The 24,176-nt window shown below is 71.6% G+C and carries 17 protein-coding genes; 9 read left to right on the forward strand and 8 right to left on the reverse strand.

All coding sequences use genetic code 11. The features are described 5' to 3' along the window. The first annotated feature begins 160 nt into the window (after window positions 1-160). Window positions 161-688 carry a pyridoxine/pyridoxamine 5'-phosphate oxidase gene (locus E3O32_RS12450; RefSeq protein WP_134509976.1) on the forward strand — a complete coding sequence of 176 codons (528 nt, stop codon included), beginning with the start codon at window positions 161-163 and terminating at the stop codon, window positions 686-688. A gap of 39 nt (window positions 689-727) precedes the next feature. Here the strand turns inward: E3O32_RS12450 and E3O32_RS12455 are convergent, their stop codons facing one another. Next, window positions 728-2,134, reverse strand: coding sequence for a glycosyltransferase family 2 protein (locus E3O32_RS12455; RefSeq protein ID WP_134509978.1), 1,407 nt, complete (start codon window positions 2,132-2,134; stop codon window positions 728-730). Window positions 2,135-2,304: 170 nt separating this feature from the next. Here E3O32_RS12455 and E3O32_RS12460 point away from each other — a divergent pair, with 170 nt between their 5' ends. Further along, window positions 2,305-3,258: an oxidoreductase gene (locus tag E3O32_RS12460; protein WP_134509980.1), complete on the forward strand. Its 954-nt coding sequence runs from the start codon at window positions 2,305-2,307 to the stop codon at window positions 3,256-3,258. 52 nt (window positions 3,259-3,310) lie between these two features. On the opposite strand, the gene E3O32_RS12465 is transcribed toward E3O32_RS12460, so the two are convergent. Further along, window positions 3,311-4,393: a nucleoside hydrolase gene (locus E3O32_RS12465; protein ID WP_134509982.1), complete on the reverse strand. Its 1,083-nt coding sequence runs from the start codon at window positions 4,391-4,393 to the stop codon at window positions 3,311-3,313. A 40-nt stretch (window positions 4,394-4,433) separates the two neighbouring features. Next, the gene (locus E3O32_RS12470; RefSeq protein ID WP_134509984.1) at window positions 4,434-5,840 is read right to left on the reverse strand and encodes an MFS transporter; all 1,407 of its coding nucleotides are present in this window, start codon (window positions 5,838-5,840) and stop codon (window positions 4,434-4,436) included. 112 nt (window positions 5,841-5,952) lie between these two features. Here E3O32_RS12470 and E3O32_RS12475 point away from each other — a divergent pair, with 112 nt between their 5' ends. After that, window positions 5,953-6,741 (forward strand): GntR family transcriptional regulator, encoded by a 789-nt coding sequence (locus tag E3O32_RS12475; RefSeq protein WP_134509986.1) that lies wholly within the window; start codon window positions 5,953-5,955, stop codon window positions 6,739-6,741. Between the two features lie 11 nt (window positions 6,742-6,752). Here the strand turns inward: E3O32_RS12475 and E3O32_RS12480 are convergent, their stop codons facing one another. Both E3O32_RS12480 and E3O32_RS12485 read right to left on the reverse strand, forming a co-directional pair. Next, a complete protein-coding gene (locus E3O32_RS12480) occupies window positions 6,753-11,597 on the reverse strand; it encodes an SCO7613 C-terminal domain-containing membrane protein (protein ID WP_134509988.1) in 4,845 nt (1,614 codons plus the stop codon). A 106-nt stretch (window positions 11,598-11,703) separates the two neighbouring features. Then, entirely contained in the window at window positions 11,704-12,519 is an 816-nt protein-coding gene (locus E3O32_RS12485) for an alpha/beta fold hydrolase (RefSeq protein WP_166790847.1), read from the reverse strand. Between the two features lie 82 nt (window positions 12,520-12,601). Here E3O32_RS12485 and E3O32_RS12490 point away from each other — a divergent pair, with 82 nt between their 5' ends. Both E3O32_RS12490 and E3O32_RS12495 read left to right on the forward strand, forming a co-directional pair. After that, window positions 12,602-13,531, forward strand: coding sequence for an AEC family transporter (locus tag E3O32_RS12490; protein WP_134509992.1), 930 nt, complete (start codon window positions 12,602-12,604; stop codon window positions 13,529-13,531). A 331-nt stretch (window positions 13,532-13,862) separates the two neighbouring features. Beyond that, complete coding sequence (locus E3O32_RS12495) at window positions 13,863-14,942, forward strand: HNH endonuclease signature motif containing protein (protein WP_255455517.1); 1,080 nt, start codon at window positions 13,863-13,865, stop codon at window positions 14,940-14,942. A gap of 61 nt (window positions 14,943-15,003) precedes the next feature. Here E3O32_RS12495 and E3O32_RS12500 read toward each other — a convergent pair whose 3' ends face one another. Together E3O32_RS12500 and E3O32_RS12505 are read right to left on the reverse strand one after the other, a co-directional pair. Then, window positions 15,004-15,648: a putative antibiotic biosynthesis monooxygenase gene (locus E3O32_RS12500; RefSeq protein WP_134509996.1), complete on the reverse strand. Its 645-nt coding sequence runs from the start codon at window positions 15,646-15,648 to the stop codon at window positions 15,004-15,006. A gap of 78 nt (window positions 15,649-15,726) precedes the next feature. Further along, complete coding sequence (locus E3O32_RS12505; protein ID WP_134509998.1) at window positions 15,727-16,563, reverse strand: exodeoxyribonuclease III; 837 nt, start codon at window positions 16,561-16,563, stop codon at window positions 15,727-15,729. Between the two features lie 100 nt (window positions 16,564-16,663). Between E3O32_RS12505 and E3O32_RS12510 the strand changes: the two genes are divergently transcribed. The 4 genes from E3O32_RS12510 to cofC all read left to right on the forward strand — a co-directional run bounded on the left by E3O32_RS12510 (window position 16,664) and on the right by cofC (window position 21,655). After that, window positions 16,664-17,665 (forward strand): TIGR03557 family F420-dependent LLM class oxidoreductase, encoded by a 1,002-nt coding sequence (locus E3O32_RS12510; RefSeq protein WP_134510000.1) that lies wholly within the window; start codon window positions 16,664-16,666, stop codon window positions 17,663-17,665. A 20-nt stretch (window positions 17,666-17,685) separates the two neighbouring features. Then, window positions 17,686-18,525 (forward strand): coenzyme F420-0:L-glutamate ligase, encoded by an 840-nt coding sequence (gene cofE / locus E3O32_RS12515; RefSeq protein WP_134510026.1) that lies wholly within the window; start codon window positions 17,686-17,688, stop codon window positions 18,523-18,525. 479 nt (window positions 18,526-19,004) lie between these two features. Next, window positions 19,005-20,579 carry a M1 family metallopeptidase gene (locus E3O32_RS12520; RefSeq protein ID WP_255455518.1) on the forward strand — a complete coding sequence of 525 codons (1,575 nt, stop codon included), beginning with the start codon at window positions 19,005-19,007 and terminating at the stop codon, window positions 20,577-20,579. Window positions 20,580-20,923: 344 nt separating this feature from the next. Then, window positions 20,924-21,655, forward strand: a complete 732-nt coding sequence (cofC, locus tag E3O32_RS12525) for a 2-phospho-L-lactate guanylyltransferase (protein WP_134510002.1) — start codon at window positions 20,924-20,926, stop codon at window positions 21,653-21,655. Between the two features lie 193 nt (window positions 21,656-21,848). Here the strand turns inward: cofC and E3O32_RS12530 are convergent, their stop codons facing one another. Beyond that, window positions 21,849-23,942 carry a fructose-specific PTS transporter subunit EIIC gene (locus E3O32_RS12530; RefSeq protein ID WP_198417567.1) on the reverse strand — a complete coding sequence of 698 codons (2,094 nt, stop codon included), beginning with the start codon at window positions 23,940-23,942 and terminating at the stop codon, window positions 21,849-21,851. Window positions 23,943-24,176: the final 234 nt, after the last annotated feature.

Here is a 24,176-nt window from a genome sequence, read left to right on the forward strand (position 1 = left end):
CGGTAATGAAGGGCCATGAACCATTTTCTCAGACCCCTCAAACACGCCCAGGAACGACACGCCCTGCCGGTGGGCAGCCCCATAAAGCAACAGGCTCTGGACCCTGCGCCCGCCTCCCCAACCTGAGCCGCGACAGGGGTGCCCGGAGTAGGCTCGCCGGATGACTGAAGCCTTCCGCCGCCGGCTGCGCGCCCTGCCGGATTTCCCGAGCGACCTGCCCGTGTTCGACCCGGCCACCGCGCCGGACGACCCGACGGTGTTGTTCAAGGAGTGGTTCGAGGACGCACTCGCCGCGGGCGTTCCGCAGCCGCACGCGTTCAGCCTCGCCACGGTCGGCGCGGCGGGCATGCCCTCGTCCCGGATGCTGATCCTCAAGAACCTGGATGCCCGGGGCTGGCAGTTCGCGTCGGCGCGCACCTCGCGCAAGGGTCGCGAACTCGGCGAGAACCCGCAGGCCGCGATGAACTTCTACTGGTCGCGCCTCGGCCGGCAGGTGCGCGTGCTCGGACCGGTCTCCGAGCTCTCGGCGGAGGCATCCGCCCTCGACTGGGCCGAGCGCCCGGCGGCGGACGGCGGCGCCAACCCGGCCTGGCAGCTCTACGCCCTGCGCCCGGTCGAGATCGAGTTCTGGCAGGCCAGCGCCGACCGCAACCACGTGCGGCACCGCTACGAGCTGACCGCCGGCTGAGTCAGGGAACAGGCCGGGAGGGGAACCAGGCCGGGCCGGCTACTTCCAGCGGCGCGCGGAACCCGCCAGGTACTGCGTGTAGCCGGCCAGCGACGCGAACGAGCAGAGCACCTGGTAGCCGAGCAGGAAGGCCAGGTAGCCGACCGCGTTGCGCCGCACGTGCAGGTCCAGCGGGCCGAACACCGAGCGCCGCTGGTGCCGGCGGAGCCCGCCGTAGATGAGCAGGGTGACCGGGAGCACGGTCAGCGCCCAGGCCGAGACGATCGCGGGGACCCCGAAGAGGAACAGGACCAGGCCCGGCAGCCAGATCAGGGCGTAGCCGACGTCGAGCAACGGGATGAGGTAGTCGATCCCGCTGATCAGGCCGGCCAGCCGGCGCTTCTGCCGCCACGGCGGCACCGCGTGCAGCCCCTCGAACATGCCGCGGGCCCAGCGCGCCCGCTGCCGCAGGAAGTGCGGGACGGTCGCCGGGGCATCCGTGAACGCCACGGCGGTGGGCTCGAACAGGACTCGTCCGCCCTGCTGCAGCAGCTTCCAGGTGACGACGATGTCCTCGCCGATCGCGTCGGGCCAGCCGCCGATCGCCTTCACGTCATCGGTGCGGTAGACCGAGAACGCGCCCTGGGCCACGAGGGTGGCCTGGTAGAGGCCCTGCATGCGCTTCACGGCGGCGATGCCGAGGTAGTAGTCCCACTCCTGCATGCGGGTGAGCAGGTTGACCCGGGAATTGCGCACGAGCACGGTGCCGGCCACGGCGACCGTGTCGGCCGGGGCGGACTCGAGCCGGGAGATCAGGCGGCGCAGGGCCTCGCGGTGCAGCAGGGTGTCGGCGTCGACGGTGATGACGTAGGGCGTCGTGACCTGCTCGAGCGCGGTGTTGAGGGCGTGCGACTTGCCCGGGCTCGGCTCGGGGATCACCTGCAGGGTCATGCCCGAGGTGGCGGCGGTCCGGGCGGCGACGGCGGCCGTCGCGTCCTCCGAGCCGTTGTCGGCGAGGATCACGGTGACCGCGCCGGCGTAGTCGCTCTCGCCGATGCACCGGATCGTGCCGGCGATGCCGGCCTGCTCGTTGCGGGCCGCGACGATGATCGTGACCGGGGACACCGGGTTGCTGATCCGCAACGGCGGCTGGCGGTCGAGGAGCAGCGACATGGTCATCAACGCCACCACGAAGCCGGGCAGGTAGGCGACGAGGGTGACCATGACCCAGGCGGCCGGCTCGCCGACGCTGTGGGAGAGATCGGCGATCCAGGGCTGGGAGATCCACACCGCCGCGCCAGCCCAGGAGACTGCGAAGAGGGTGGAGAGCAGGAACTTGACCGTCACGGACAGGTAGAAGCCGGTGTACGCGTTCCCCGGGTGCTCCGGCCGGGCCGTGGGCGGTGTGCCCTGCGGGACTTCGGGCGGGCGTGAGTCCGCGTGCTGCGCGTGCTCCGTGACGGACATCCTGTAACCCCTCCCCTCAACGCTATGCCTTTCCCCGCTCATCGACGAAAGGAGCGCCCTCCCATTTCGGGGGTCAGGCCGGGCCTTTCGCTCGGTGCGGGGGTCAGCCCGGGGCGCAATCGTTTACAGTGCTCTTATTGCGCCGTCGGAGCGCGAGTGAGGACGAAACCATGGCCCGAAGCACACCGCCCCGTTCCGGCTGGACCGCCGCCGACATTCCCGATCTGGCCGGCCGCACGGCCATCGTCACGGGCGCGAACTCGGGGCTCGGCTTCGTGACGGCGTCGGAACTGGCCCGGCACGGCGCATCCGTCACCCTGGCCGCGCGCGACCCGGACCGGGGCGAGGAAGCGGCCGCCCGCATCCGGGCCGCCGCACCGGATGCCTGGGTGCAGGTGCGCACGCTCGACCTGTCGAGCCTGGCCTCGATTCGCGCCTTCGCCGGCGCATGGGCCGACGAACACGTCGACGGGCTCGACCTGCTGGTCAACAACGCCGGCGTGATGAACGTGCCGCGGCGGCTCACCGCGGACGGTTTCGAGCTGCAACTCGGCACCAACCACCTCGGCCACTTCGCGCTCACCGGGCTGCTGCTGGGCTCCCTGCTACGCCGCCCGGCCGCCCGGGTGGTGACGGTCTCCTCGACCCTGCACCGCCGCGGCCGGATGAACTTCGACGACCTGATGGGGGAGGCGAGCTACAGCGGCTGGGCCGCCTACGGCCAGAGCAAGCTGGCCAATCTGCTCTTCACGAAGGAGCTGGCACGCCGGGCCGCGGTGGCCGGCCTGCCGCTCCTCGTGCTCGCCGCGCACCCCGGTTACGCCGACACCAACCTGCAGGCGGTGGGACCCTCGATGCGGGGCAGCGCGTTCCAGCGGGGCGTGTCCGCCCTCGCCAACCGATTCCTGGCCCAGCCGGCCGAGATGGGCGCGCTGCCCTCCCTCTATGCCGCGACGGCCCCCGGGCTGGCCGGCGATTCGTTGGTCGGGCCGGACGGGCGCGGCGAGCAGCGCGGCCACCCGCGCCTCGTCGACCGGTCGGCGGCGGCGAAGAACGGCGCGGATGCCCGGCGTCTCTGGGAGGAGAGCGAACGCCTCACCGGCGTGCGTTACGCCCTCGGCTGAGCGGTCCGGGGCGACGCGGTCCGACGCGGTGCGGCAGCTCCCGCAGCCCCGCTCAGGCGGCCACCGATTCGGACAGGCCGGCGGCATAGGCGGGTTCCGGCATGGGCACCGCTGCGGTGGACCGTGCCGGAGTCGTGGCCCGCGCCGGCGCGAGGGCGAGGATCCGCTCGAGCAGGCGCGGCGCGGCATCCCGGCGTAGGGACAGCAGCACCCGGGCTTCGTGCGGGTTCTGCCCGTTGCGCACGTCGGCGCTGACCGGGCCGTCGACCTTGGCGAAGTAGGTCTGGCCGCGACGCGGGCCGGCGGTCGTGTCGACGCCGATGCGGAGGGTGGGCATCCGCTCTGGGTCGAGGTCACCGGTGGCGAACGCCGCGGCCAGGCAGTCGTGCGGGGACATCCGCCGGGTGCTGAAGTGCTTCTCGTAATAGGTGAAGCAGGTGCCGAGCATCTGCGCCAGCGCCTGCTGGGTGAGGCCCTCCGCGGCGGCCAGCGCACGCCGGTGGGTCTCGTCGAAGGAGTGGGCGAGGGCCACGTCGAGCGGCACCAGGGTCACCGGCCAACTGGCCGCGAACACGTCCGCGGCCGCCTCGGGGTTGGCGGCGACGTTGGCCTCGGCGAACTTGCCGGCGTTGCCCGGTGCGAAGACGGCGCCGCCCATGACCGTCACGCGGCGCACCAGGCGCGGCAGTTCGGGGTCGAGGTAGAGCGCCTCCGCGAGGTTGGTCAGCGGCCCGGTGGCGATGATCTCGAGCCTGCCCGGGTGCTCGTGCGCGAGCCGGATCAGGAGTTCCGTGGCGCTCTCGTCCACGGGATGCCGGCGCGAGCGGGGGAGCAGCACGTCCCCGATCCCGTTCCGGCCCTGTCCGGTCCGGCCGTGCCCGGGGGTCCCCGGCCGCGGCCCGTCCACGGGATCGTACCCGCCGACGGCGACGGGGATGTCGTCGCGGCCGGCCGTGGCGAGCAGGTTCAGGGTGTTGGCGGCGGCGACGGCCGCATTCAGGGCGCCGGCCACGGTGCCGATCCCGGCCAGGCGAATGCCGGGCGTCGCGAGCAGGTAGGCGATCGCCAGCGCGTCGCCGACCCCGGTGTCGCAGTCGAGGTAGATCGGGGTGAGCGGGGTGGGGTGGGTGTTCATCGGTGAACCATCCATTTCGGGGTCGACGGGTTCGAGGGGGTCAGGCGCCGGTCTTCACGGCGGCGCGCAGGACGAGGGAGGCGAGGAAGGACCCCGTGCACAGCAGGGCGGAGATCCAGAGCGCGCTCTGGTAACCGGCGGCGGATGCCGTCGCCACGGCGGGCGCGACCAGGGCGATGCCGGTGCCGATCCCGATCCCGAAGCAGGCGCCGTTGAGACCGGGCAGGGCCCCGCGGGCCTCGGGCGGGGAGTTGAGCACGGACACCCCGTTGACGGCGCTCTGGAACAGGCCGAGGTAGCAGATCCCCATCACGATGAGCAGGCCGAAGACGGCCCAGCGGTCGAGGGCGAACACGGCCAGAGCCACGGCGACCAGCGCGATCAGGCCGCTGCTCAGCCGGAGGGAGGTGATCCAGCCGATCCGCACGGCAACCCAACCGGAGAAGATCGCCGCGGTCACGCCGAACAAGGCGGTCGGGGAGAGGTAGAGCAGCGCGGACATCGACGCGTTCAGGCCGTAACCGACCTGCTGGTCCTGGCTGAGCATGATGACCGTGAAGTTGAGCGCCGAGTACGCTCCCGCCATGGTCAGGACCGTGCTGACCAGAAGCGGCCAGACCTGCCGGGAGCGCAGGGCGCGGATCGGGATCAGGGGCCGGATGATCCGGTTCTCGACCAGGACGAAGGCGACGGCGGTGACGAGGGTTCCACCGAGGCAGGCGATCGTCAGTGGGTCCGACCAGCCGGCGGAGGAGACCTGCGAGATCAGGCTGGTGACCGAGACCAGGAAGAGGGAGAGGATGCCGGCGCCCCACCAGTCCATCGACCCGGCCTGGGTCCCCGGCTCATCCTGCGGCACGAACCGGGCGACGCAGACGATCGCGATCAGCCCGAGAACGAGGGTGATCACGAACAGGAACCGCCAGCCGATGGTGTCGGTCACCAGGCCGCCGAGGAGCCCGTCGACGCCGAACAGGCCGCCGTTGACCGAGGTGATGATGCCGACCGCGATCCCGAACAGGCGGGAGTCCAGCCGCTCGGAGAGCAGCAGGAAGGAGATCGTGAAGGTGGCACTGGCCGCACCCTGCAGAACCCGGCCCACGAGCAGCATCGCGAGGCTGGGGGCGAGCACGCAGACGACGGTGCCGACCAGGAGCAGCGTGAGCACGATCACCAGGCTGCGCCTGCGGCCGATGAAGTCGCTCCAGCGGGAGAACACCATGCCGAACACGGCGCCGGCGAGGAAGAAGGTCGACTGCACCCGGGCGACGTCCCGCATGCTCTCGCCCAGCTGCACGCCGATCGCGGGCAGGGCGGCGGAGAGGAGGGTCGCGTTCAGCTGGAAGGTGAGGATGGCCAGCACCAGTGTGCCGATCAGCACCCCGGCGGAGCGGGGAGCCCGGTCCCGGACGGGTGCCGGGATCAGTTCGGGGGCAAGCACGAGCATGAACGAACTCCTTCGTTGGAGCAACCACAAGGTCGATACGCTCAGTCTACATGCATGTTATACACGTGCACCAGTTCCGCCCGGTATACTCGGTCGCAACCGGGGGAGACGAATGGATCGACGCACCGAGGCGGCCCTGGCCGGGCCGCTCGAGAGCACCGGCGGGATTCCGCTGCGCGTGGCCGTGTACTCGCGGATCACCGAGGCCATCCGCGACGGCTCACTGCCGATCGCCTCCCTCCTGCCCTCGGAGACCGAACTCGGCGCCGCGATGGGGGTCAGCCGCACGGTCGTGCGCGAGGCGCTGATGCTCCTCGAGGAGGACCGTTTCGTGCGCAGCCGCCGGGGAATCGGCCGATTCGTCGCCGACCGGCTGCCGCACCTCGGGTTGCAGAAGATCCGCCCGATCGAGGACCTGCTCGGCGAGACGGGCCAGCCGGTGCAGGTGCGACGCACCCAGAACGCACTGCAGCCCTCGTCGCCGGCGTTCACCGCCGACGCGATCGGGATCCTGCCCGGCGAACCGTCCTGGTTCATCGAGAGCGTCATCTCCCGCGACGGCGCGCCGATCGCCCTGCTGCAGGAACACGTGCCGGCCGAGGGCCTGGACCGGCTCGGCCCGGCCGCCGTCGCCGCCGTCGCCGACGACCAGGCGGATGCCCGCAGCGTGCTCTCCGCCCTCATCGCGGTGCTCGGGCCGACCTTCGGGCCCGGCGAGACCGACATCACGATCGGCGTTCCCGGGGCGACCAGGGGCAAGCTGCTCGGGCTGCCCGCGAACAGCCCCGTGCTCATCCTCACCCAGACCCTCGAACGCGAGGGACACCCGTTCTACCTCTCCAAGGCCCTCATCAACACGAACCCCGTGCAGCTGACGATCAGCCACTCCGCGCAGTCCTGATCGGGTCTTCCTCAGCGCAGCGCGGAGATGCCCAGGGCGATCGCCTTGAGGTTGCCGATCCGCTGCTCGTAGCGGGCGGCGAGCACGATCAGCACGGCGCCGCCGATCCCGAGCCACAGCCACCACGGCACGGCGCCGTAGGCCAGCGAGATCCACGGCCAGAGCTGGGCGATCGCGTGCACGAGCAGCACGACGGCGCCGATCACGAAGGGCGCCTGCAGGCGGCGCACCGCGCCGACCACGATCACGACGGTGGCGACGACGCCGAGGCCGACCACCCGCCAGAGCGGGCTCTCGGTCACGTCGAGCAGCAGTGACGGCACGAGGAGCACGAGCAGGCCGGGCGCGAACCAGGGCCAGCTGCGCGCGGCCGGCGTCGCCTCGAGGTGCAACCAGCCCGTGGTCAGCAGCGCGACGGCGAGCGGAACGCTGACGATCTCGATCGTGTCGGGGGCCGCGTGTGCGAAGCCGGCCAGCACGGCGACCGCCCCGGCCGCGATGAACACCCAGCTGACACCGCGGCCGAGAGGGCTCTCGTCGAGCCAGAACGCGGCCAGGTGCAGGGAGGAGAAGGTCCAGACGAGCAGGATCACCCGGATCGTGGCCAGGGGCGCGAAGTCGAGGGCGGGCAGCTCTGCGGCGAGCACGAGCGCGGTCGCCAGGATGACCAGTGCGTAGCCGCGGCGGAGTGCCGCGGCATCCGTCGGCCGGCCGGCGCCGGCCGGGATCGCGCCGACAGGCAGGGTGAGGGCAGCGGGGCCGTGAGCTCCGGTGACGAGGATGGTGCCGGCGACCACGAGAGCGAGCGCTGCCGGGAACAGCCAGGCCTCGAGCCGGGCATCCGGGCCGGCCGGCACCTCGGCGAGGAGCCTCACGATGCGCCCGCCCGCGGCCGAGACGACTCCCACCAGGCTGAGCACGAGGGCGAGCCCGGCGGGCGCCCTCCACCGCGGGTGCGGGGTCAGGACGGCCGCACCGACGGCCAGCGCGCCGCCGACCGCGAGCGCGAGGATCGGCCGCAGCACGGCGTCGCCGCCGGTGAACGCACTGGGCAGCAGCCCGATCGCGAGGCCGGCCCCGAACCGGCGGGTGGCCAGGGCGTCGAACGCGACGCCGCCGACGCGGAGCCGGGGAAGCAGCTGCCCCAGGGCGACGACGAGGCCGAGCGGCACGGTGACGAGTTCGAGCGGGTCCACCGCTCCGGTCACGATCGCGGCGAACGCCACGAGCACACCCAGGGCCACGGCCAGCCAGCCGGTTTCCGCGCGCAACGGCCCCCGGCTGCCGTCCCTGGTGAGGGCGAGCAGGTGAAGCGCGCCCAGCCCGAGCACGAGCGCGGTTCCGCGCAGGGTGCCGACCCAGCCTTCGGCCTGGCCCCCCGCGCCGTCGAAGCCGGCGATCTCGGCGAGGCTCACGATCGTGAGAACGCCGGCCAGCAACAGCATGCCGGCGAGCCGGCGCGCGGACCGGGTGCGGGTATCCGGGTGGCGAGGCAGCAGGAAGGCGGCCGCCGCCAAGACGGCCAGCGGCAGCAGCCACAGTTCGAGGCGGCCGTCCGGCGGCCCGGGTTCGTTCAGCACGGTGACCGCCCGGGCCACGACGGCGACGACCAGGCCGGCCGCCCCCGCGGTGCCGGCTGCCGCCAGGTAGGCCGACCGGGCCGGCGACCAGCGGATGCCGGTGACGGCCAGGAGCAGCAGGGCGCAGACCAGCATGACCACGACCGGGCGGGCGACCGGGCCGGTCTGGCCGGCCACGGCGAGCGGCAGCACGGCCACGAGCAGCCCGGCCAGGGTGAGCAGGGCGGCGACCGGGCTGGCGGCGGCGGCCCGGTCGACCCGGCCGAACCGGCGCACCAGCACGGCCACGACGAGCAACAGTCCGGCGACGGGGAGCACGAAGGGTTCGAGAGCGGCCGTGCCGGCGGCGGAGAGCCCCCGCCAGAGCCCGGCGATGCCGAGGACCATGGCCAGCCAGCCCAGGTGGCGGCGCGGCGAGCGGGAGGCGAAGAGGCCGTCGGCCGCGATCGCCGCGACCAGGGCCCCGACGCCGGCCACGAGCAGCACCAGCCAGCCGAGGTCCGGGTCGGCGGTGACGGCCCAGCCAGTGGCAGGCACGAGCACCAGCGTTGCGCCGGCCTCGACGGCGAGCCGGTCGCGGTCCGCGCCCCCGGCTGTGGCGGTGGCCCCGGCTGTGGGCCCGCCGTGGGTGCCGAGGAACAGGGCGAGGGCGAAGACGAGCAGCGCGGAGGCCGCGGCGGGAAGGGCGATGGTGGCCACGGCGGCCGGGGCATCCGTCGCCCGGATCACGCTCCACCCCAGCAGCAGGAGCACCGAGGCAAGCGCCACGGCGGCGGTCAGGCGCTCGCGGTGCAGCTCACGGTTGCGGGGCGCCAGCACCCAGACCAGCGGCACCGCGAGCAGGATCGCCGCGTGCGCGATGCCCGCGGCCGGTTCGCCCTGCAGGAGCGTGGCATGCTCGGCGGGCGTGAGACCTTCCGCGATGGCGGAAAGCGGCAGCGCGAAGGCGGCCGCCGTGGGGGCGAGCAGGGTCCAGAAGGCCCAGCGGCGTTCGGTCGCCCCGAACAGCGGGAGGGGGACGGCCACGAGGAGCTGGAGCAGGGCCGCCACCAGGGTGAGGCCGCGGAGCTGGTCGACCAGCCGGGCGTCCCCGGTCGGCGCCGCGTCGAGGTTCAGCGCCCAGGGCGCGGCGACGGCGGCGACCAGGGTCAGCAGCAGCGCGCCGGCGAGCAGTGCCCCGCGGGTGGTGCCGCCTCTCACCCGGTCGACGAGGAGCCGAGCGGTGAACAGGGCCACGATCGCCCCGGCCGAGCCGACCCACCAGCTGCCGCTGCTGTTCCAGCTGACCAGGTAGCCGAACAGCACGGTGGCGGTGAGGAAGGCGACGACGACCGGGCGGAACCGGCCGAAGGACGCCCGGCCGAACCGCTGCAGCAGCAGACCGAGGAGGGACAGCAGGCCGAGGAGCACGTAGACCAGGGTGACCAGCCAGAGCGCGCCGAGGAACGGAACCGCGAGCACCGCGACGACGGCGAACAACCAGGCGATGACACGAGCCCTGACCGTGAGGATGCCGCCCAGCGCCCAGACGAGCGTCGTCAGCAGGCCGACCCCGGCCAGGGCGCCGAGCGCCCAGACGTTCTCCGCGACCGGCGGCGCGAGCGGATCGCCGGCCCCGGACAGACCCCCGGCCACGGCGCCGACCAGCGGGATGGCGGCATAGAGGCCCGTGAGCACGGCGAAATTGGCTGCCGCGAATGCCGCGGTCAGGGCGGCGACGATCGCCGCGGTGCGGGTCGGCCCCGAGCTCCGGCGGGCCAGGAGCTCGAGGGCGAGGGCCAGGCCGACGGCGATCAGGATCGGCCCGGCGGTGGCTCCGGCGAGGTCGCCGGCCCGGAAGGTGGCCACCGGAGCGATTGCCACCACCGCCAGGGTGGCCAGCGCGGCCGCGCCGTAGGCGAACGCGCGATGTGGCCCGCCGGCCGCCGGGGCGACCAGCACGACGACGGTGTGCAGCAGGGCGGCGGCCGCCACCAGCCCGAGGGTGAGGACAGGCGCGAGCGCGTTGGCGGGGTCGACGAAGAGGGCGGCGAGGAAGGCGCCGGCCAGGGCCAGGCCGCCCAGGGTGAGCACGGCCGCGCGCTCCGGCACCCGGTCGATCGAGGGCCAACGGCCGCCGCGCACAGTCGGGGCGGCGGCGGGAACGGCGTTCGGGGCTTCGGCAACCGGAGCCATGGCGACCGGGGTGTCGCCGACCGGGGCATCGGAGTCCCGGCCCGGTGCGGGCAGGGTGAACCGGTGCACCAGCGCGCCGATCGACGCGCCGAGGAACGCGAGGTAGAGGCGCGTGGCGTCGGGCTGCCCGGTCGCCAGGCCCGCGGCGAGCAGCCCCAGCCCCGGTGCGGCGGCGGCGAACCCGGCGACGCTGGCGACCCGGAGCCGGGAGACGGCGTGCCAGCCGAGGAAGAGGAGCGTGCAGGCCACCAGGGTCACGCCCCAGTAGGTCAGGGCGTCCGTTCCGGCCAGCCCGAACAGGTCGTTCTGCCGCAGGGCCCAGGCGTCGAGGAGCACGAGCACGACGGCGAGGGCGCCGATGCCCTCGGCCGTCGCCACGAGAGTGCGACGGCGGAGGGCCGCCGCGGTGACGAGCGCCGCCACCGTGACCAGGCCGACGATCAGCGAGCGCACCGCGAGCCCGGCGAAGAGCCACGCCACGGTGAGGAAGAAGATCGCCGCGACCGACACGAGCGTGACGCCGACCAGCAGCAGGAGGATCTGCACGCTCGAGCGCTTCGGCGGCCGGGGTGCCCCGGCGGCGTGGGGCTCGGCTCGCGGCGGGAGCGGAGGCGCCTGCTGTGGTCCGAGCGGAAGCAGCGGCTGAGCGGGCAGCGGTGCGCCTGCCGGCGGCGCGAAGACTGGCGGCGCGAAGACCGGCGGCGCGGCGGGAGTCGTCGAGGATTCGGGCGCCGCGGCGGCCGTCGGCGCAGCCACGGCCACGGCCTCGGCCACGGCCACGGCCACGGCACAGGCTACGGCCGCGACCGGGCCGCGGGGGAGCGGCAGCTGCGCGGTGCGGGCCCGCTCGAGGTCGAAGCGGATGCGCCCGATCAGCGCGACGCGCCTGTCGAGCAGCGCCGCAGCATCCGTCGACGCGGCCAGCAGCTCCGTCGCCGCGGGGTGCGAGAGGTCGAGTCCGCAGGACGGGCAGCGGAACGATCGCAGCCGGGACTGGCAGGCGGGGCACTGGGTGACATCGGTCAGGTCGGCGGGCCGCCGAGGCCAGAGCACCCGCCCCGCGAACTGCGCGAACGAGCCTGGTGTTCCGGTGCCTGACATCGTTGCCCCTCGCTGGATGTGAACCTTCCCCACAGGCTAGCGGCACGGGTGCGTTCGTGGCGGTACGGTCGCAACCGGGGGCACGTGATGACCGACCGCGGGTGGGTTACAGCCGGTTCTCGGCCAGCCAGGCCAGGAGCACCCGTTCGAACTCCGCCGGCCGTTCCACGCTGGGCAGGTGGGCGGTGTTCCGGAACGTGCAGCCGGTGGCTTGCGGCAGGGTCGACAGCAGGTATTCGTATTGCGCCAGCGCGGGGGTGATGTCGAATTCGCCGACCGTGACCAGGGCAGGCACCTCGATGTCGACCACCCGGATGCTCGCCGGCGGCTCCAGTGGGATGGGGAGCGGATTCTCCTCGGCGTGCACCACGTTCACCCGGTTGAGGGCGTAGGCCGTGGAGAGGAACTCGGGGTCGAGGTCGGCTTCGGTGCGGAGTGGCCCGATCGCCCAGAGGGCGACTTCGAGCCGGGCCAGGCGGTGCCAGTCCTTCGCGTCGAACGCGCGGTCGAGTTCGTCGAAGAGGGCATCCTCCGCCTCGGTCAGTTCCACCTCGGGGAAACCGCTGGGGCCCGACCCGATCGTGACCAGCCCGGTCACCCGGTCGGGGTGTTCCAGGGCCAGGTCGATGGCGATCGAGCCCCCGCGGGAGCACCCGACCAGGGTGGCCGCGGCCACCCCGAGGTGGTCGAGCACGGCGATGGCGTCGGCGCGGTTGGAGAAGGCGACATCCTCGGTGCTGGTCTGGCCGAAGCCGCGGCTGTCGAAACGGATGACGAAGTGGCCGGCCGCCAGCGCGGCGATCTGCGGGTCCCACATCCGGAGGTTCGCGATGCCGGCGTGCAGCAGCAGCAGGGCGGGCGCCGAGGCATGCCCGTCGGTCTCGTAGTACAGCGATGCGCCTGGAACGGTGAGATGGGGCATGGCTCGAGCGTAGGCGGGCCGCTTCTCCGGCCGCAAGGACCCGGCTGACTTTCGGCCGCCGCCACCCCGTAGGCTCTGTGCCATGGGCGGTGTGCTGGTGGGGTTCGCCATCATCGGGTTCGTGATCCTGGTCGGCTACCTGATCGAACGATTCGGGGTGGCCGGCGCGGGCGCGCAGCGGGTGCTCAACCGGGTCGCCTTCTTCGTGGCGACACCGGCCCTGTTGTTCACGGTGCTGTCCCACGCGGATGCCCGGGTGCTGTTCTCGTCGTTCCTCCTGACCAGCCTCTGCAGCGTCCTGCTCGGCGCCGGGCTCTACCTCGTCACCGCGCGGCTGTTCTTCCACACTCCGGTCGCCGAGACTGTTCTGGGCGCGGCCTCGTCGAGCTACGTCAACGCGAACAACATCGGGCTGCCCGTGGCCATCTACGTGCTCGGGAGCGCGCGCTTCGTCGCCCCGATCCTGCTGCTGCAACTGCTCGTGCTCGCCCCGGTGATCCTGGCGGTGCTCGACGTGTCGACGAGGGGCCGGCTGTCCGTGCGCGCCATCCTGACCCAGCCGTTGCGCAACCCGATGATCATCGCCTCCGCAGCCGGGGTGCTGGTCTCGATCTCGGGGGTGCGGCTGCCCGCTCCCGTGCTGGCGCCGCTGGAGCTGCTCGGCGGTGCGGCGATCCCGATGGTGCTGCTCGCGTTCGGGATGTCGCTATCCGGGGAGCGGCTGCTGCGGGCCGGCTCCGGGCGCAGGCTGGTCGCCACCGCCGCCGTGATCAAGGTGGTCGTGGTGCCGTCGATCGCATTCCTGCTCGGCCGGTTCGTGTTCGCGCTCGACGCGGCCGAGCTGTTCGGCGTCGTCACCATCTCCGCGCTGCCCACGGCGCAGAACATCTACAACTTCGCCGCCCGGTATGACCGGGGCGTGACGGTGACGCGGGACACCGTGCTGGTCACGACCCTGGCGTCGGTGCCGGCCCTGCTGCTGATCGCGGCGCTGCTCGCGCCCGGTCGCTGAGTGAGCCCGTCGCCGGGTCTCGACAAGCTCGACCGCCGGTGATTGAGCTTGTCCGCCGGTGATTGAGCTTGTCGAAATCACCGCACCTGGTCTCGACAAGCTCGACCTCCGACGGTGATTGAGCTTGTCGAAATCACCCCCGACCTGTCCTCCACAATGTGGGTTTGATCAGCTTATCCACGCCCAAGTGCGAGGGCCGGTTGGGCGCCTCGGAATGTCGGTGGCTGGTCGTAGTGTGCTCGTATGGCCACCCCGGTGAGCACCACCCAACAGCAGCTCGGACTGCTCTTTGACGCGGTCGCGGCAGCCGACAAGGCGATCGCCCGGTGCTTTGCCGTGCGGGCCGAGGCGGTCGACCGGGCCCGCCGGTTCAGCGCCGCGCAGGCCGGGTCGATTCCGCTCAGCCTGCAGTCCCGGTGGAGTCGCGAGNGCCGAGCACCTCCCCGCCACCCGGGCCGCGTTGGCGGAGGGGCGGATCAGTTATCGGCATGCGCAGACGATCGTCCAGCAGTCCTGGTCGATCCCCGAGGAGGGGCTCGCCGCGTTCGAACAGGCCCTGCTGCCCTCGGCCGAGCATCTGACGGTGGCCAAGCTCAAGCACAAGGCCCGGCTGCTGCGGGAACGGTTGCATCCGGAGACGATCACGGCGCGGCGGGCGAGGTCGATCACGGACCGCACCAGCGGGGTGACCCCCGAGTACGACGGGATGGCGACCCTGTTTCTGACGACGGGGGCCGAACTGGTGCAGGCGATCTTCCACCGGGCCACCGACCTCGCCGCCAGCCTCCAGGGGCCCGACGAGGAACGCACGCTGACGCAGGTGCGCACGGATGTGCTCAGTGACCTGTTGATCCACGGGGTCACCCCGACCGGCGTCGGCACCGGCGTCAAAGCCACCGTGCAGGTCACGGTGCCGGTGCTGACACTCCTCGGGCACAGCGAGGAACCCGGGTACCTGGAGGGGTACGGGCCAATTGACCCGGACACGGCGCGGGACCTGGCGTCGAAGGCGCCGAGCTTCACCCGGCTGCTCACCCACCCCGAGACCGGGGTGATCCTCTCCGTCGGCAGGGACCGGTACAAACCGCCCAAGGCGATGCGCCGGTTCCTCCGCCTCCGCGATGAAACCTGCCGCTTTCCCGGGTGCAACAAACCGGCCCGGGGTGCGGAGCTTGACCACTCGCATGATTGGGCTCTCCTCGGCGAGACCGCGCACGACAACCTCGCCCACCTCTGTAAACCCAACCATGCGTTGAAGACCCAGACCCGGTGGACCGTCGCCCAGAAGCCCGGCGGCATCCTCACCTGGACGTCACCGACCGGGCGGGACTTCGTCACCGAACCGGCCACCGTCCTGCCCACCGGACCCCCGTCGACGGCGTCGGACCTCCCCGACGACCCGCCTTTCTGACCAGGTACTCGAATCAGGGCCCGTCGGTCGAGGGGGCGGCGCACGAATCCTCCCGGGCGGCCTAGCGAACGGGCGGCTTCGGGCGGGTCGCCGGCCGTCGCATCAACCAGGGCCGCAGCATCCGGGTGACCCAGGGCATCACCAGGAAGGTCATGGTCGGGGCCATCACGAGTGTCGTCACCAGGATCTTGGGCAGGACGTCCACGTCGTGCCAGCCGGGGATCAGCCAGGTCGCGAGCAGGGTGAAGGCCAGGTTCGTCGGGAGGAAGCCCAGCCCGATGCTCACGGCCTGCTTCCACCGCGGTGGCTGGAAGGATGGCGCCGCGTCGACGTCGTCATCGTCGGAAGCAGGGGCGTCGAACCAACCCTCGATACCGGTGCGCTTCTCCACCCGGGCGTCGAGGATGAGATCGTGGCCGTCGATCAGCCAGTGCGCCCGCTCCTCGGAGCCCTCCCAGGCATCCAGCAGCTCGGAGTTCGCGAAGCGGTAGAGCATGTGCCAGCTGAGCGAATCCGCGGTGGCGCGCACCCAGCCGGAGCCGAGGAACCCGGGGAAGCTGCTGGCGAGGTCCATCCCCTGTTGGGCCCAGTGGGTGGCGTCCGGGATTCGGGTGGGCTCGACCCGGCGGGTGACGGACACGGTGACGGAGGACGCTGGCCGCGCTTGTGGCGCTCCGGCGGCGTTCCCCGGGGGCAGGGAAGACATGGTTCCAGTATCGCCGCTGCGTGCACTCCTACCGTTGCCGTCTCGTTTCCGGCTCGTTGCGGGCGGCCGGGCACCCGCTTAGAAGATCATCGGGCGGTCGTCGTCCTCGCCGTCGAGGGCCAGCTCCACCACGACGGGAACATGGTCGCTGGGCGCATCACCCTTGCGTTCGCCCCGGTGGATGCTCGCCCCGGTGACCAGGTCGGCGAACGCCGGCGAGCCGAGGATGAAGTCGATCCGCAGGCCCTCGTTGCGCGGGAAACGCAGCTGCTTGTAGTCCCAGTAGGTGAAGCCCTCCGGAACCAGCGGGCGCACCACGTCGTGCAGCCCCGCGCCTTCGAAGGCCTCGAAGGCCGCGCGCTCCGGCGGCGAAATGTGCGTGGAGACCCCGGGGATCAGGGTGGGGTCGCCCACGTCGCTGTCCAACGGGGCGACGTTCCAGTCGCCCATCAGGGCCAGGGCCAGCTGCGGGTTCGCGGCGAGTTCCTGCCGCGCGTGCTCCTCGAGCCGGGCCAGCCAGTCCAGCTTGTAGGTGTAGTGCGGGTCGTCGAGGGACCGCCCGTTCGGCACGTACAGGCTCCACAGGCGCAGGTCGCCGACAGTGGCGCCGAGCGCACGCGCCTCGAGCGGCAGGCCGGGACCTTCCTCGCCCTTCTGGAAACCGGGCATGCCGGGAAAGGCTGTGGCGACATCCGTCAGTTCGTGACGGCTCGCGAACGCGACCCCGTTCCACTGGCTCAGGCCGTGGATGGCCAGCTCGTAACCGGCCTCTTCGAACTGATGGGCCGGGAACTGCTCCGGCTTGCACTTGATCTCCTGCATCGCGAGCACGTCGATGTCCTCGCGCACCATCCAGTCGACCACCCGGTCGACGCGGGCTCGGATCGAATTGACGTTCCAGGTGGCGATGCGCATGCCCCCAGCCTATTTGACGGACACCGCACCGCCCGGGACGGGGATACTCGGAGACAGCAATGGCAGGATTGACGCACGACCAGAAGGCAGGGGTGGACCCATGACGGATTTGCAGATCGGCTACGCGGCGATGCTGGAGCAGTTCGCGCCGGCGGAGGCCGTTGCGCTCTCGGCCTACGCCGAGGAACACGGCTTCACCGGCGTGATGGCGGCGGACCACTTCCAGCCGTGGGTGCCCGCCCAGGGCCAGTCGTCGTTCGTCTGGAGCGTGCTCGCCGCGGTCGCCGAGCGCACGAAGGGCGACTTCGGCCCCGGCGTCACCGCGCCCACCTTCCGCTGGCACCCGGCGATGGTCGCCCAGGCCTCGGCCACGCTCGCGTCGATGTACCCGGGCCGGCACTGGCTCGGCCTCGGCTCCGGCGAGGCCCTCAACGAGCACATCGTCGGCGGCTACTGGCCCGAGGCCCCCGAACGCATCAACCGCATGTTCGAGGCCATCGAGATCATCTCGAAGCTGTTCACCGCGTCGATCGCCGGCAAGGACGTCAAGCACTCCGGCCAGTTCTTCAAACTCGAGTCGACCCGGCTCTGGACCATGCCGGAGGTCGCGCCCGAGATCCTCGTCGCGACCGCCGGGCCGGTCACCGCCAAGCGCGCGGGGCGGCAGGCCGACGGCCTGATCACGGTCGGAGCCCCGCTGGAGAAGATCTCGATGCTGTTCGGCAAGTTCGACGACGGCGCCCGCGACGCCGGCAAGGACCCGTCGACCATGCCCAAGGTGCTGCAACTGCACATGAGCTGGGCCGAGACCGACGAAGAGGCGATGACGAACGCGCTGCACGAATGGCCGAACGGCGGGATGAAGTTCCCGAAGGGGGACATTCGGTCGCCGTTCGAGTTCGAGCAGATGGCGAAGCTGGTGCGGCCGGAGGACTTCGAGGGGCGGATGATCATCTCGGCCGACCCCGACGACCACCGCGCCTACATCCAGAAGTTCGTCGACCTCGGCTTCGACCGGATCTACCTGCACAATGTGGGGCGCAACCAGCGCCAGTGGATCGACGTGTTCGGCGCATCCGTGCTGCCGAAGCTCGTGCGGTAGTGGCGCCCGACCCCACCGGGATGCACGTCTTCGTGCTCGCGGGCATCGGCGAGGTGCGGGCCGGTGACGACCTCGCCGCGCTCATCCTGGCCGCCGCCGAGTCGCCGGTCGCCCGCCTGGCGGACGGCGATATACTCGCTGTGACCAGCAAAATTGTCTCCAAGGCCGAGGGGCGCCAGGTCGCCGCGACCGACCGGGAGCAGGCGATCACCGACGAGACCGTGCGCGTGGTCGCCACCCGCGTCTACCCGGGCGGGGTCACCCGCATCGTGGAGAACCGACAGGGACTTGTGATGGCGGCGGCCGGCGTCGACGCAAGCAACACCCCCGACGGCACGGTGCTGCTGCTGCCCGTCGACCCGGATGCCTCCGCCCGCGCGCTCTGCACCGCCCTGCGCGCGCGCACCGGGCTGCGGCTCGGCGTGCTGATCACCGACACGGTCGGCCGCCCGTGGCGGGAGGGCCAGACCGACATTGCGATCGGCGCGGCCGGAGTGGCGGTGCTCGACGACCTGCGCGGCACGACGGATGCCTCCGGCCGGCAACTCGACGTCACCGTCGCCGCCGTCGCCGACGAGATCGCCGGCGCCGCCGACCTCGTCAAGGGCAAGACCAGCGGCAACCCCCTCGCCGTCGTGCGCGGGCTCGGCCGGCTGGTCGAGGCGCTGCAACTGCAGCAGGGGCCGGCGCCGCAGGATGCCGCGGGCGGCGCATCCGCTTTGCTGCGCCCGAGTGAGACCGACATGTTCCGGCTCGGCACCGCCGAAGCCGTGGCAGAGGGGTACGCGGCGGGCTATGCCGCCGGAATCGCCGCGGCACGCGCGGCGGGTCCCGTGGCGGAGCGGTCGGGGCGCGGCTAGCGCAGTGAGGCGGCGTGACGGCGCGCCGTGAGACACCGAGCGTCCCACTGCAAGACGGCGTCGACGAGTACGGCAATCGACATGGGTGCCGTTGCTGTTTCCGGGGCGGAGCGCTAAATTGAGGATTTTCTGCGCGAACCGTTGCCATTGACCCAGGTCTCCGCGACAACAGGCTCGGAAGCCCCACCGAACCACTTCACTCCGGTCGGCCTTCGAGCGTCCCAGACCTGGTCAAGAACTCGACGAAGCAGCGCTGAAACCTGGCATTCGCACTCTTGTCTTGTCCCGCAGGTCCCTGTCCGCCGTCACTCCCAACAACCGTCACTCCCAACAACCGTCACTCCCAACAAAGGGGTTGTCTCGTGCACTCATTCAGAAAGTTCCACACCGTCGCCCTCGCAGGGCTGTCCGTGTTCGCACTGGCTGCCTGCGGGACTGGAACAGCAGCGACCCCCAACACGTCTGCAGGCACGGTGAGGGTGACTCCGGCGGTCGCGGTCGTTCCGGCAACGATCGGATTCGGCGCGTTCAGTGGGACGGCGCAGGTCTCTCCCGGGAAGGATGAGGCGCGCTACCCGGCCGGCGCCGCCGGAAGCGGTGACCCGTACTTCCCCAACGCCGGCAACGGCGGGTACGACGTCCAGCACTACGACCTCGCTCTCCGTTACTCGCCGCCGGTGGACCCCACGGTGCTCACCGGCCGCCTGAGCGCCGTCGCGACCATCACACTTCGCGCGACGCAGGATCTACAGTCACTGAACTTCGACTTGCGCGGGCTCGACGTCACCTCGGTCCGGGTGGACGGCAAGGCGGCGGCACACGGGGATTCGCGCGGCAAAGACAGCGCCGAGTGGTCACAGATTCAGGACGATGCGAACCGATACTGGGAACTCACCGTCGGGCTGCTGCCGAAGCTCAAAGAAGGACGGACGACGACCATCGTCATTGAGTATGGCGGGATCACCGGGCGGCCGCTCGACACGACCGGGGCCCTCTACGGGTGGGTCACCACTGCTGACGGGGCCATGGTGGTCAATGAGCCCGACGGCGCGGCGACCTGGTATCCCGTGAACGACGACCCGCAAGACAAGGCAACGTACACCTTCCGGATCACGGTCCCGGCCGGCAAGACGGCTGTGGCGAACGGCCTGCCTGCCGGAGAGCCCCGTACCAAGGCCGGGTGGACGACCTGGACGTGGCGGGCAACGGACCCGATGTCCAGTTACCTGTCCACGGCGAGCGTGGGTGACTTCGCCATATCCCGCGACCCGAGTTCGGACCGTCTGCCCATCATCAATGCTGTCGACGATGGCGTCACGGGTGAGGCCCTCACAGAGACGACCGCGGCCCTCGCGCTACAGCCCCGGATGATCACCTTTCTGGAGGCCCAGTTCGGGCGATACCCGTTCGAGTCGTTCGGCGCGATTGTCGACGACGATTCGGTCGACTACGCGCTGGAAACCCAGACGCGTCCGGTCTACTCAGGGGTCGCGGACGAATACACGGTGGTGCACGAACTGGGTCACCAGTGGTTCGGCAACTCTGTCACCCCGTCAGATTGGAAGGACATCTGGCTGAACGAAGGCTGGGCGAGCTATATCGAGTGGCTGTGGGCCGAGCATCAAGGCACGGCCACAATTCCCGACCAGTTCGCCGACACCGTGGCATTTCTCGACGCAACCAACGGCTGGGCGCTCAACATCGCAGACCCGGGTCGCGACAATCTGTTCGCGAATCCGGTCTACCTGCGGGGAGCGGCCACCTTGTACGCGTTGCGCGCCAAGATCGGCGATGCCGCGTTCTTCGCCGGCGCCCGGTTGTGGCTCACCCGGTACAACGACTCGAATGCGACCACTGAGGACTTCGAAGCCGTGATGGAAAAGACCTCGGGCCAGCAACTCCACACCTTCTTCGACGACTGGCTGCGCGAAGGCGACCGCCCGGCAATGCCCCAGCCCCAAGCGCCGTCTCCGGCGAGGAGCGCTCAAGCGGCCCAGGCGCCCGTCGGGTCCGCGGGTTCCCACGACAGAGAAGGTCGGCCAGGCTCTCGTTGAGCTCCTCACGATCGAGAGCGGGCCGGCGCCGCCGGACTCCGGCGGATCTAGCCCGGCGACCGGAGGCATCCGCGGCGAAACCGACCCCACCGCCGACCGTCGGGATGGAGTTTCTCGCGACGCGCCGGTTGCCCCGGCGCGAATGAAGGCGAGTCGCGCAAATCTCCGTCTGAACCATCCTGCGTTGCGGCAGCTGCGGCCGGGCATGGCGCGACCCGGGGCATCCGGGCACGCCGGCGCCCGCGCACGAGCGCCGGCTCGGCGGAGGCCTGCGGTGAGCCCGGTGCTTCTTGCGAGCATCGCCGGGCTGGGCCGGGCCGACCCGCGACGGTAAACTTCGGGGCATGAAGTCGGGGCAGTCGGGGCAGTCGGGGCAGTGGGTGGCGGTCGTCCCGGTGAAGGGAAACCCGGGCGCGAAGAGCCGGCTCGGCGACCGGCCCGACCGGCCCCGGCTGGCGGATGCCTTCGCCCTCGACACGGTCGCAGCGGTGCTCGCGGCACCTCGGGTGGGCCGGGTGCTGGTGGTCACGGCCGATGACGCCCTCGCCGCGCGGCTGGCCGCCCTCGGGGCGGAGATCGTGCTGGAAGCAGCCGTGCCCGAAGCAGCCGTGCCCGCGACGGAACCGGCTGCCGGGGAGGGTTCCGGCGAGAGCGCCCGGCCTCCGGCCGACCCGATGAACGCGGCGATCCGGCAGGGGCTGACCGCGGCGCGCACCCGGTTCCCGCGGGCGAACCTGCTGGTGCTGACCGGGGATCTCCCGGCCCTAACGCCCGCCGACGTCGAACAGGCCCTCGCGCTCGCCGCCGGCCACGAGCGATCGATGGTGCCCGACGCCGCCGGAACCGGAACGACCACCCTGCTCGCGCTCGCCGGGGTGCCGGTCGAGCCCAGATTCGGGCCGGGCTCCCGGGCTGCGCACGAGGCCGCCGGGCATGTTCCGCTGGAGATCCCGCCGGCCGCCGGCATCCGCAGCGACGTCGACACCGCCGCCGACCTGCTCGTCGCTGAGCGCCTCGGCCTGGGGGCGCACACACGCCCCCTCGTCGCCGCCGACCCGGCCTCGATCTGGCGCTGACTCCGGGCTCCTGCTCCGGCCGCCTGCTCCGGGCGCTGACGCTCCGGAATGGAGTTATTCGCGACACGCGGTGTTTCCGGGCGCGGATCGCGGCGCGTCCCGAGAATCTCCGCATCAAGCAGATTCGGACGCCGCGGAGCAAAGCGGATGCCAGCCGCGTCGGCTAGCGGCGGCATCCGTCTGGGGGCCGGGCTCAGATCGCGGCGGGGGCCGTCTTCTTCGCGCCGACCTGACCGGCCAGCGCCTCGAGCACCTCCGCGGGGGTCGCGGCGGCCTGGAGTGCGGCCCGGAAGGCGGGTTTCACCAGGGCGCGGGACAGCTGCGCGAGCACGGTGAGGTGCTCGGTGCCGGCCGCCGCCTCGGGAACGGCGATCATGAAGACCAGCGTGGCCGGGGAGCCGTCGACCGAATTCCAGTCGATGCCTGTCCTGCTGCGGGCGAAGGCGAGCACCGGGGCGCTCACCCCGTCGGACTTGGCGTGGGGGATCGCGATGCCGTCGCCGATGCCCGTCGTGCCATGCTCCTCGCGGGCGAAGGCCGCCTGGACGACACCGGCTTCGTCGGTGACGCGGCCGGTCGTGCTCATCAGGCCGGCGAGGGTGCGGATCAGCGCGTCCCGGTCGGTCTCGTCGACGTCGAGCACGATCGTGCGTTCGTCGATGTAGTCGAGCACCGTCTTCGTCACCGGAGGCACCGTCGCCGAAACGGGCTCGAGCTCGGCGGACCGGTTCGGGCCGGCGCCAGCGGAGACGGGACCGGACGCATCCGCATCAGACGCCCCCGCCCCTGCAGTCGCAGCCGCCGCGGCGTGGCGTTCCGCCGTGCGCGCGGAAATGCCGAGCAGCAGCACCGACACGAGGGCGGTGACGACGGCGCCGATGAGCAGCGCGGCGAAGTACATCGGCACCCCGGAGACGGCGCCGAAAACGGCGACGATCGGGCCGCCGTGCGGCACGGAGTCGGTGACGCCGAACAGGGCGGCGATGCCGCCGGCCACGGCTCCGCCGATCATGTTCGCCGGGATGACCTGCAGCGGCTTGGCGGCGGCGAGCGGGATGGCGCCCTCGGTGATGCCGAAGAAGCCCATGAACAGGGCGGCGATGCCGGCCTCCCGCTCGGGCTTGGAGAAGTAGCGGCCGCGGATCAGCGTGGCCAGGCCCATCCCGAGCGGCGGAACGGCGATCGCGGCGGCGACCATGCCCATCGGGGCGGGGTTGCCGGCCGCGATCAGGGCGCCGCCGAAGAGGAACGCGGTCTTGTTGATCGGGCCGCCCATGTCGAAGGCGACCATGGCGCCGAGGATCAGGCCGAGCACGATCACGCTGCCGCCCTGCAGGCCGGTGAGGAACGTGGTCATGCTGGAGAAGACCCAGCTGATCGGCTGGCCGAGGGCGAGCACGAAGGCGCCGCCGACGATCACGGTGGTGAGCACGGGGATCACGAGGATCGGCATGATCGGCCGGATGAAGCGGTGCACGGGGATCTTCTTGATGCCGAGGGCGACGAAGCCGACCAGGAAACCGGTGATGATGCCGCCGATGAAGCCGGCGCCGGACTCGGAGTTGTAGAAGGACCCGGTGGTGGCGATCCAGCCGCAGATCATGCCCGGGGCGAGTCCGGGCCTGTCGGCGATCGCGTAGGCGATGAACCCCGAGAGAATCGGCACCATCAGGGTGAAACCGAGCACGCCGATCTGGTTGATCGTCAGCCAGAAGCTGCCCTCGGGGATGACGAGGCCCTTCGGGGTCGCCTCGCCGCCGAGGGAGAGCGAGATCGCGATCAGCAGCCCGCCGACCACGACGAACGGGATCATGTAGGAGACGCCGTTCATCAGGGCGCGGTACAGGGTGCCCCCGAAGTCGGCCCTGCCGGAGCTCGCGGTCCCGGAATCCCGGCCGTCGCCGGCGGCGGTCGGCCCTGCGGCCGACGGCCCCGCGGCGAGGGCGTCCCTGATCAGTGCGGCGGGGTGATGGATGCCGTCGGCGACCTTCGCGGAGACGATCCGCTTGCCCGCGAAGCGCGAGCGGTCGATCTTGGTGTCGGCGGCGATCACGACGGCGTCCGCACGATCGATGTCGTCCTGGCTGAAGGTACCCTCCACGCCGACCGAGCCGTGCGTCTCGACCTTCATCTCGTAGCCGAGCTCCGCCGCCGCGCTCTCCAGCTTCTCCGCCGCCATGTAGGTGTGCGCGATGCCGGTCGGGCAGGCCGTGATCCCGAGGATCAGGAGCCTTGGTGGGGCCGGGGGCGCGTTGGTGAGAAGTTCGGGCATGACGGGTTCGGGCATGGCTGAGAGGTCCTTCCGGGGCGAGGCCGACCGGAATCTCCGCGAACACCACAGCCCAAGTTCATAAGCTTAACTAAGTATATCATCCCCGAATGAGGGCCTCGCTGTCTGGTGCACGGACCGCCCGGGACGGGCGCTGCCGCTAGGGGATGGAGTTTTTCGCGACGCGCCGGGTGCCGAGGCGGGCACCACGGCGAGTCGCGAAAAACTCCAACCCGGAGCGGGGCGGGAGCC

Origin of the sequence: Cryobacterium mannosilyticum (assembly GCF_004402705.1) — a bacterium.
GTDB classification, from domain to species: domain Bacteria; phylum Actinomycetota; class Actinomycetes; order Actinomycetales; family Microbacteriaceae; genus Cryobacterium; species Cryobacterium mannosilyticum.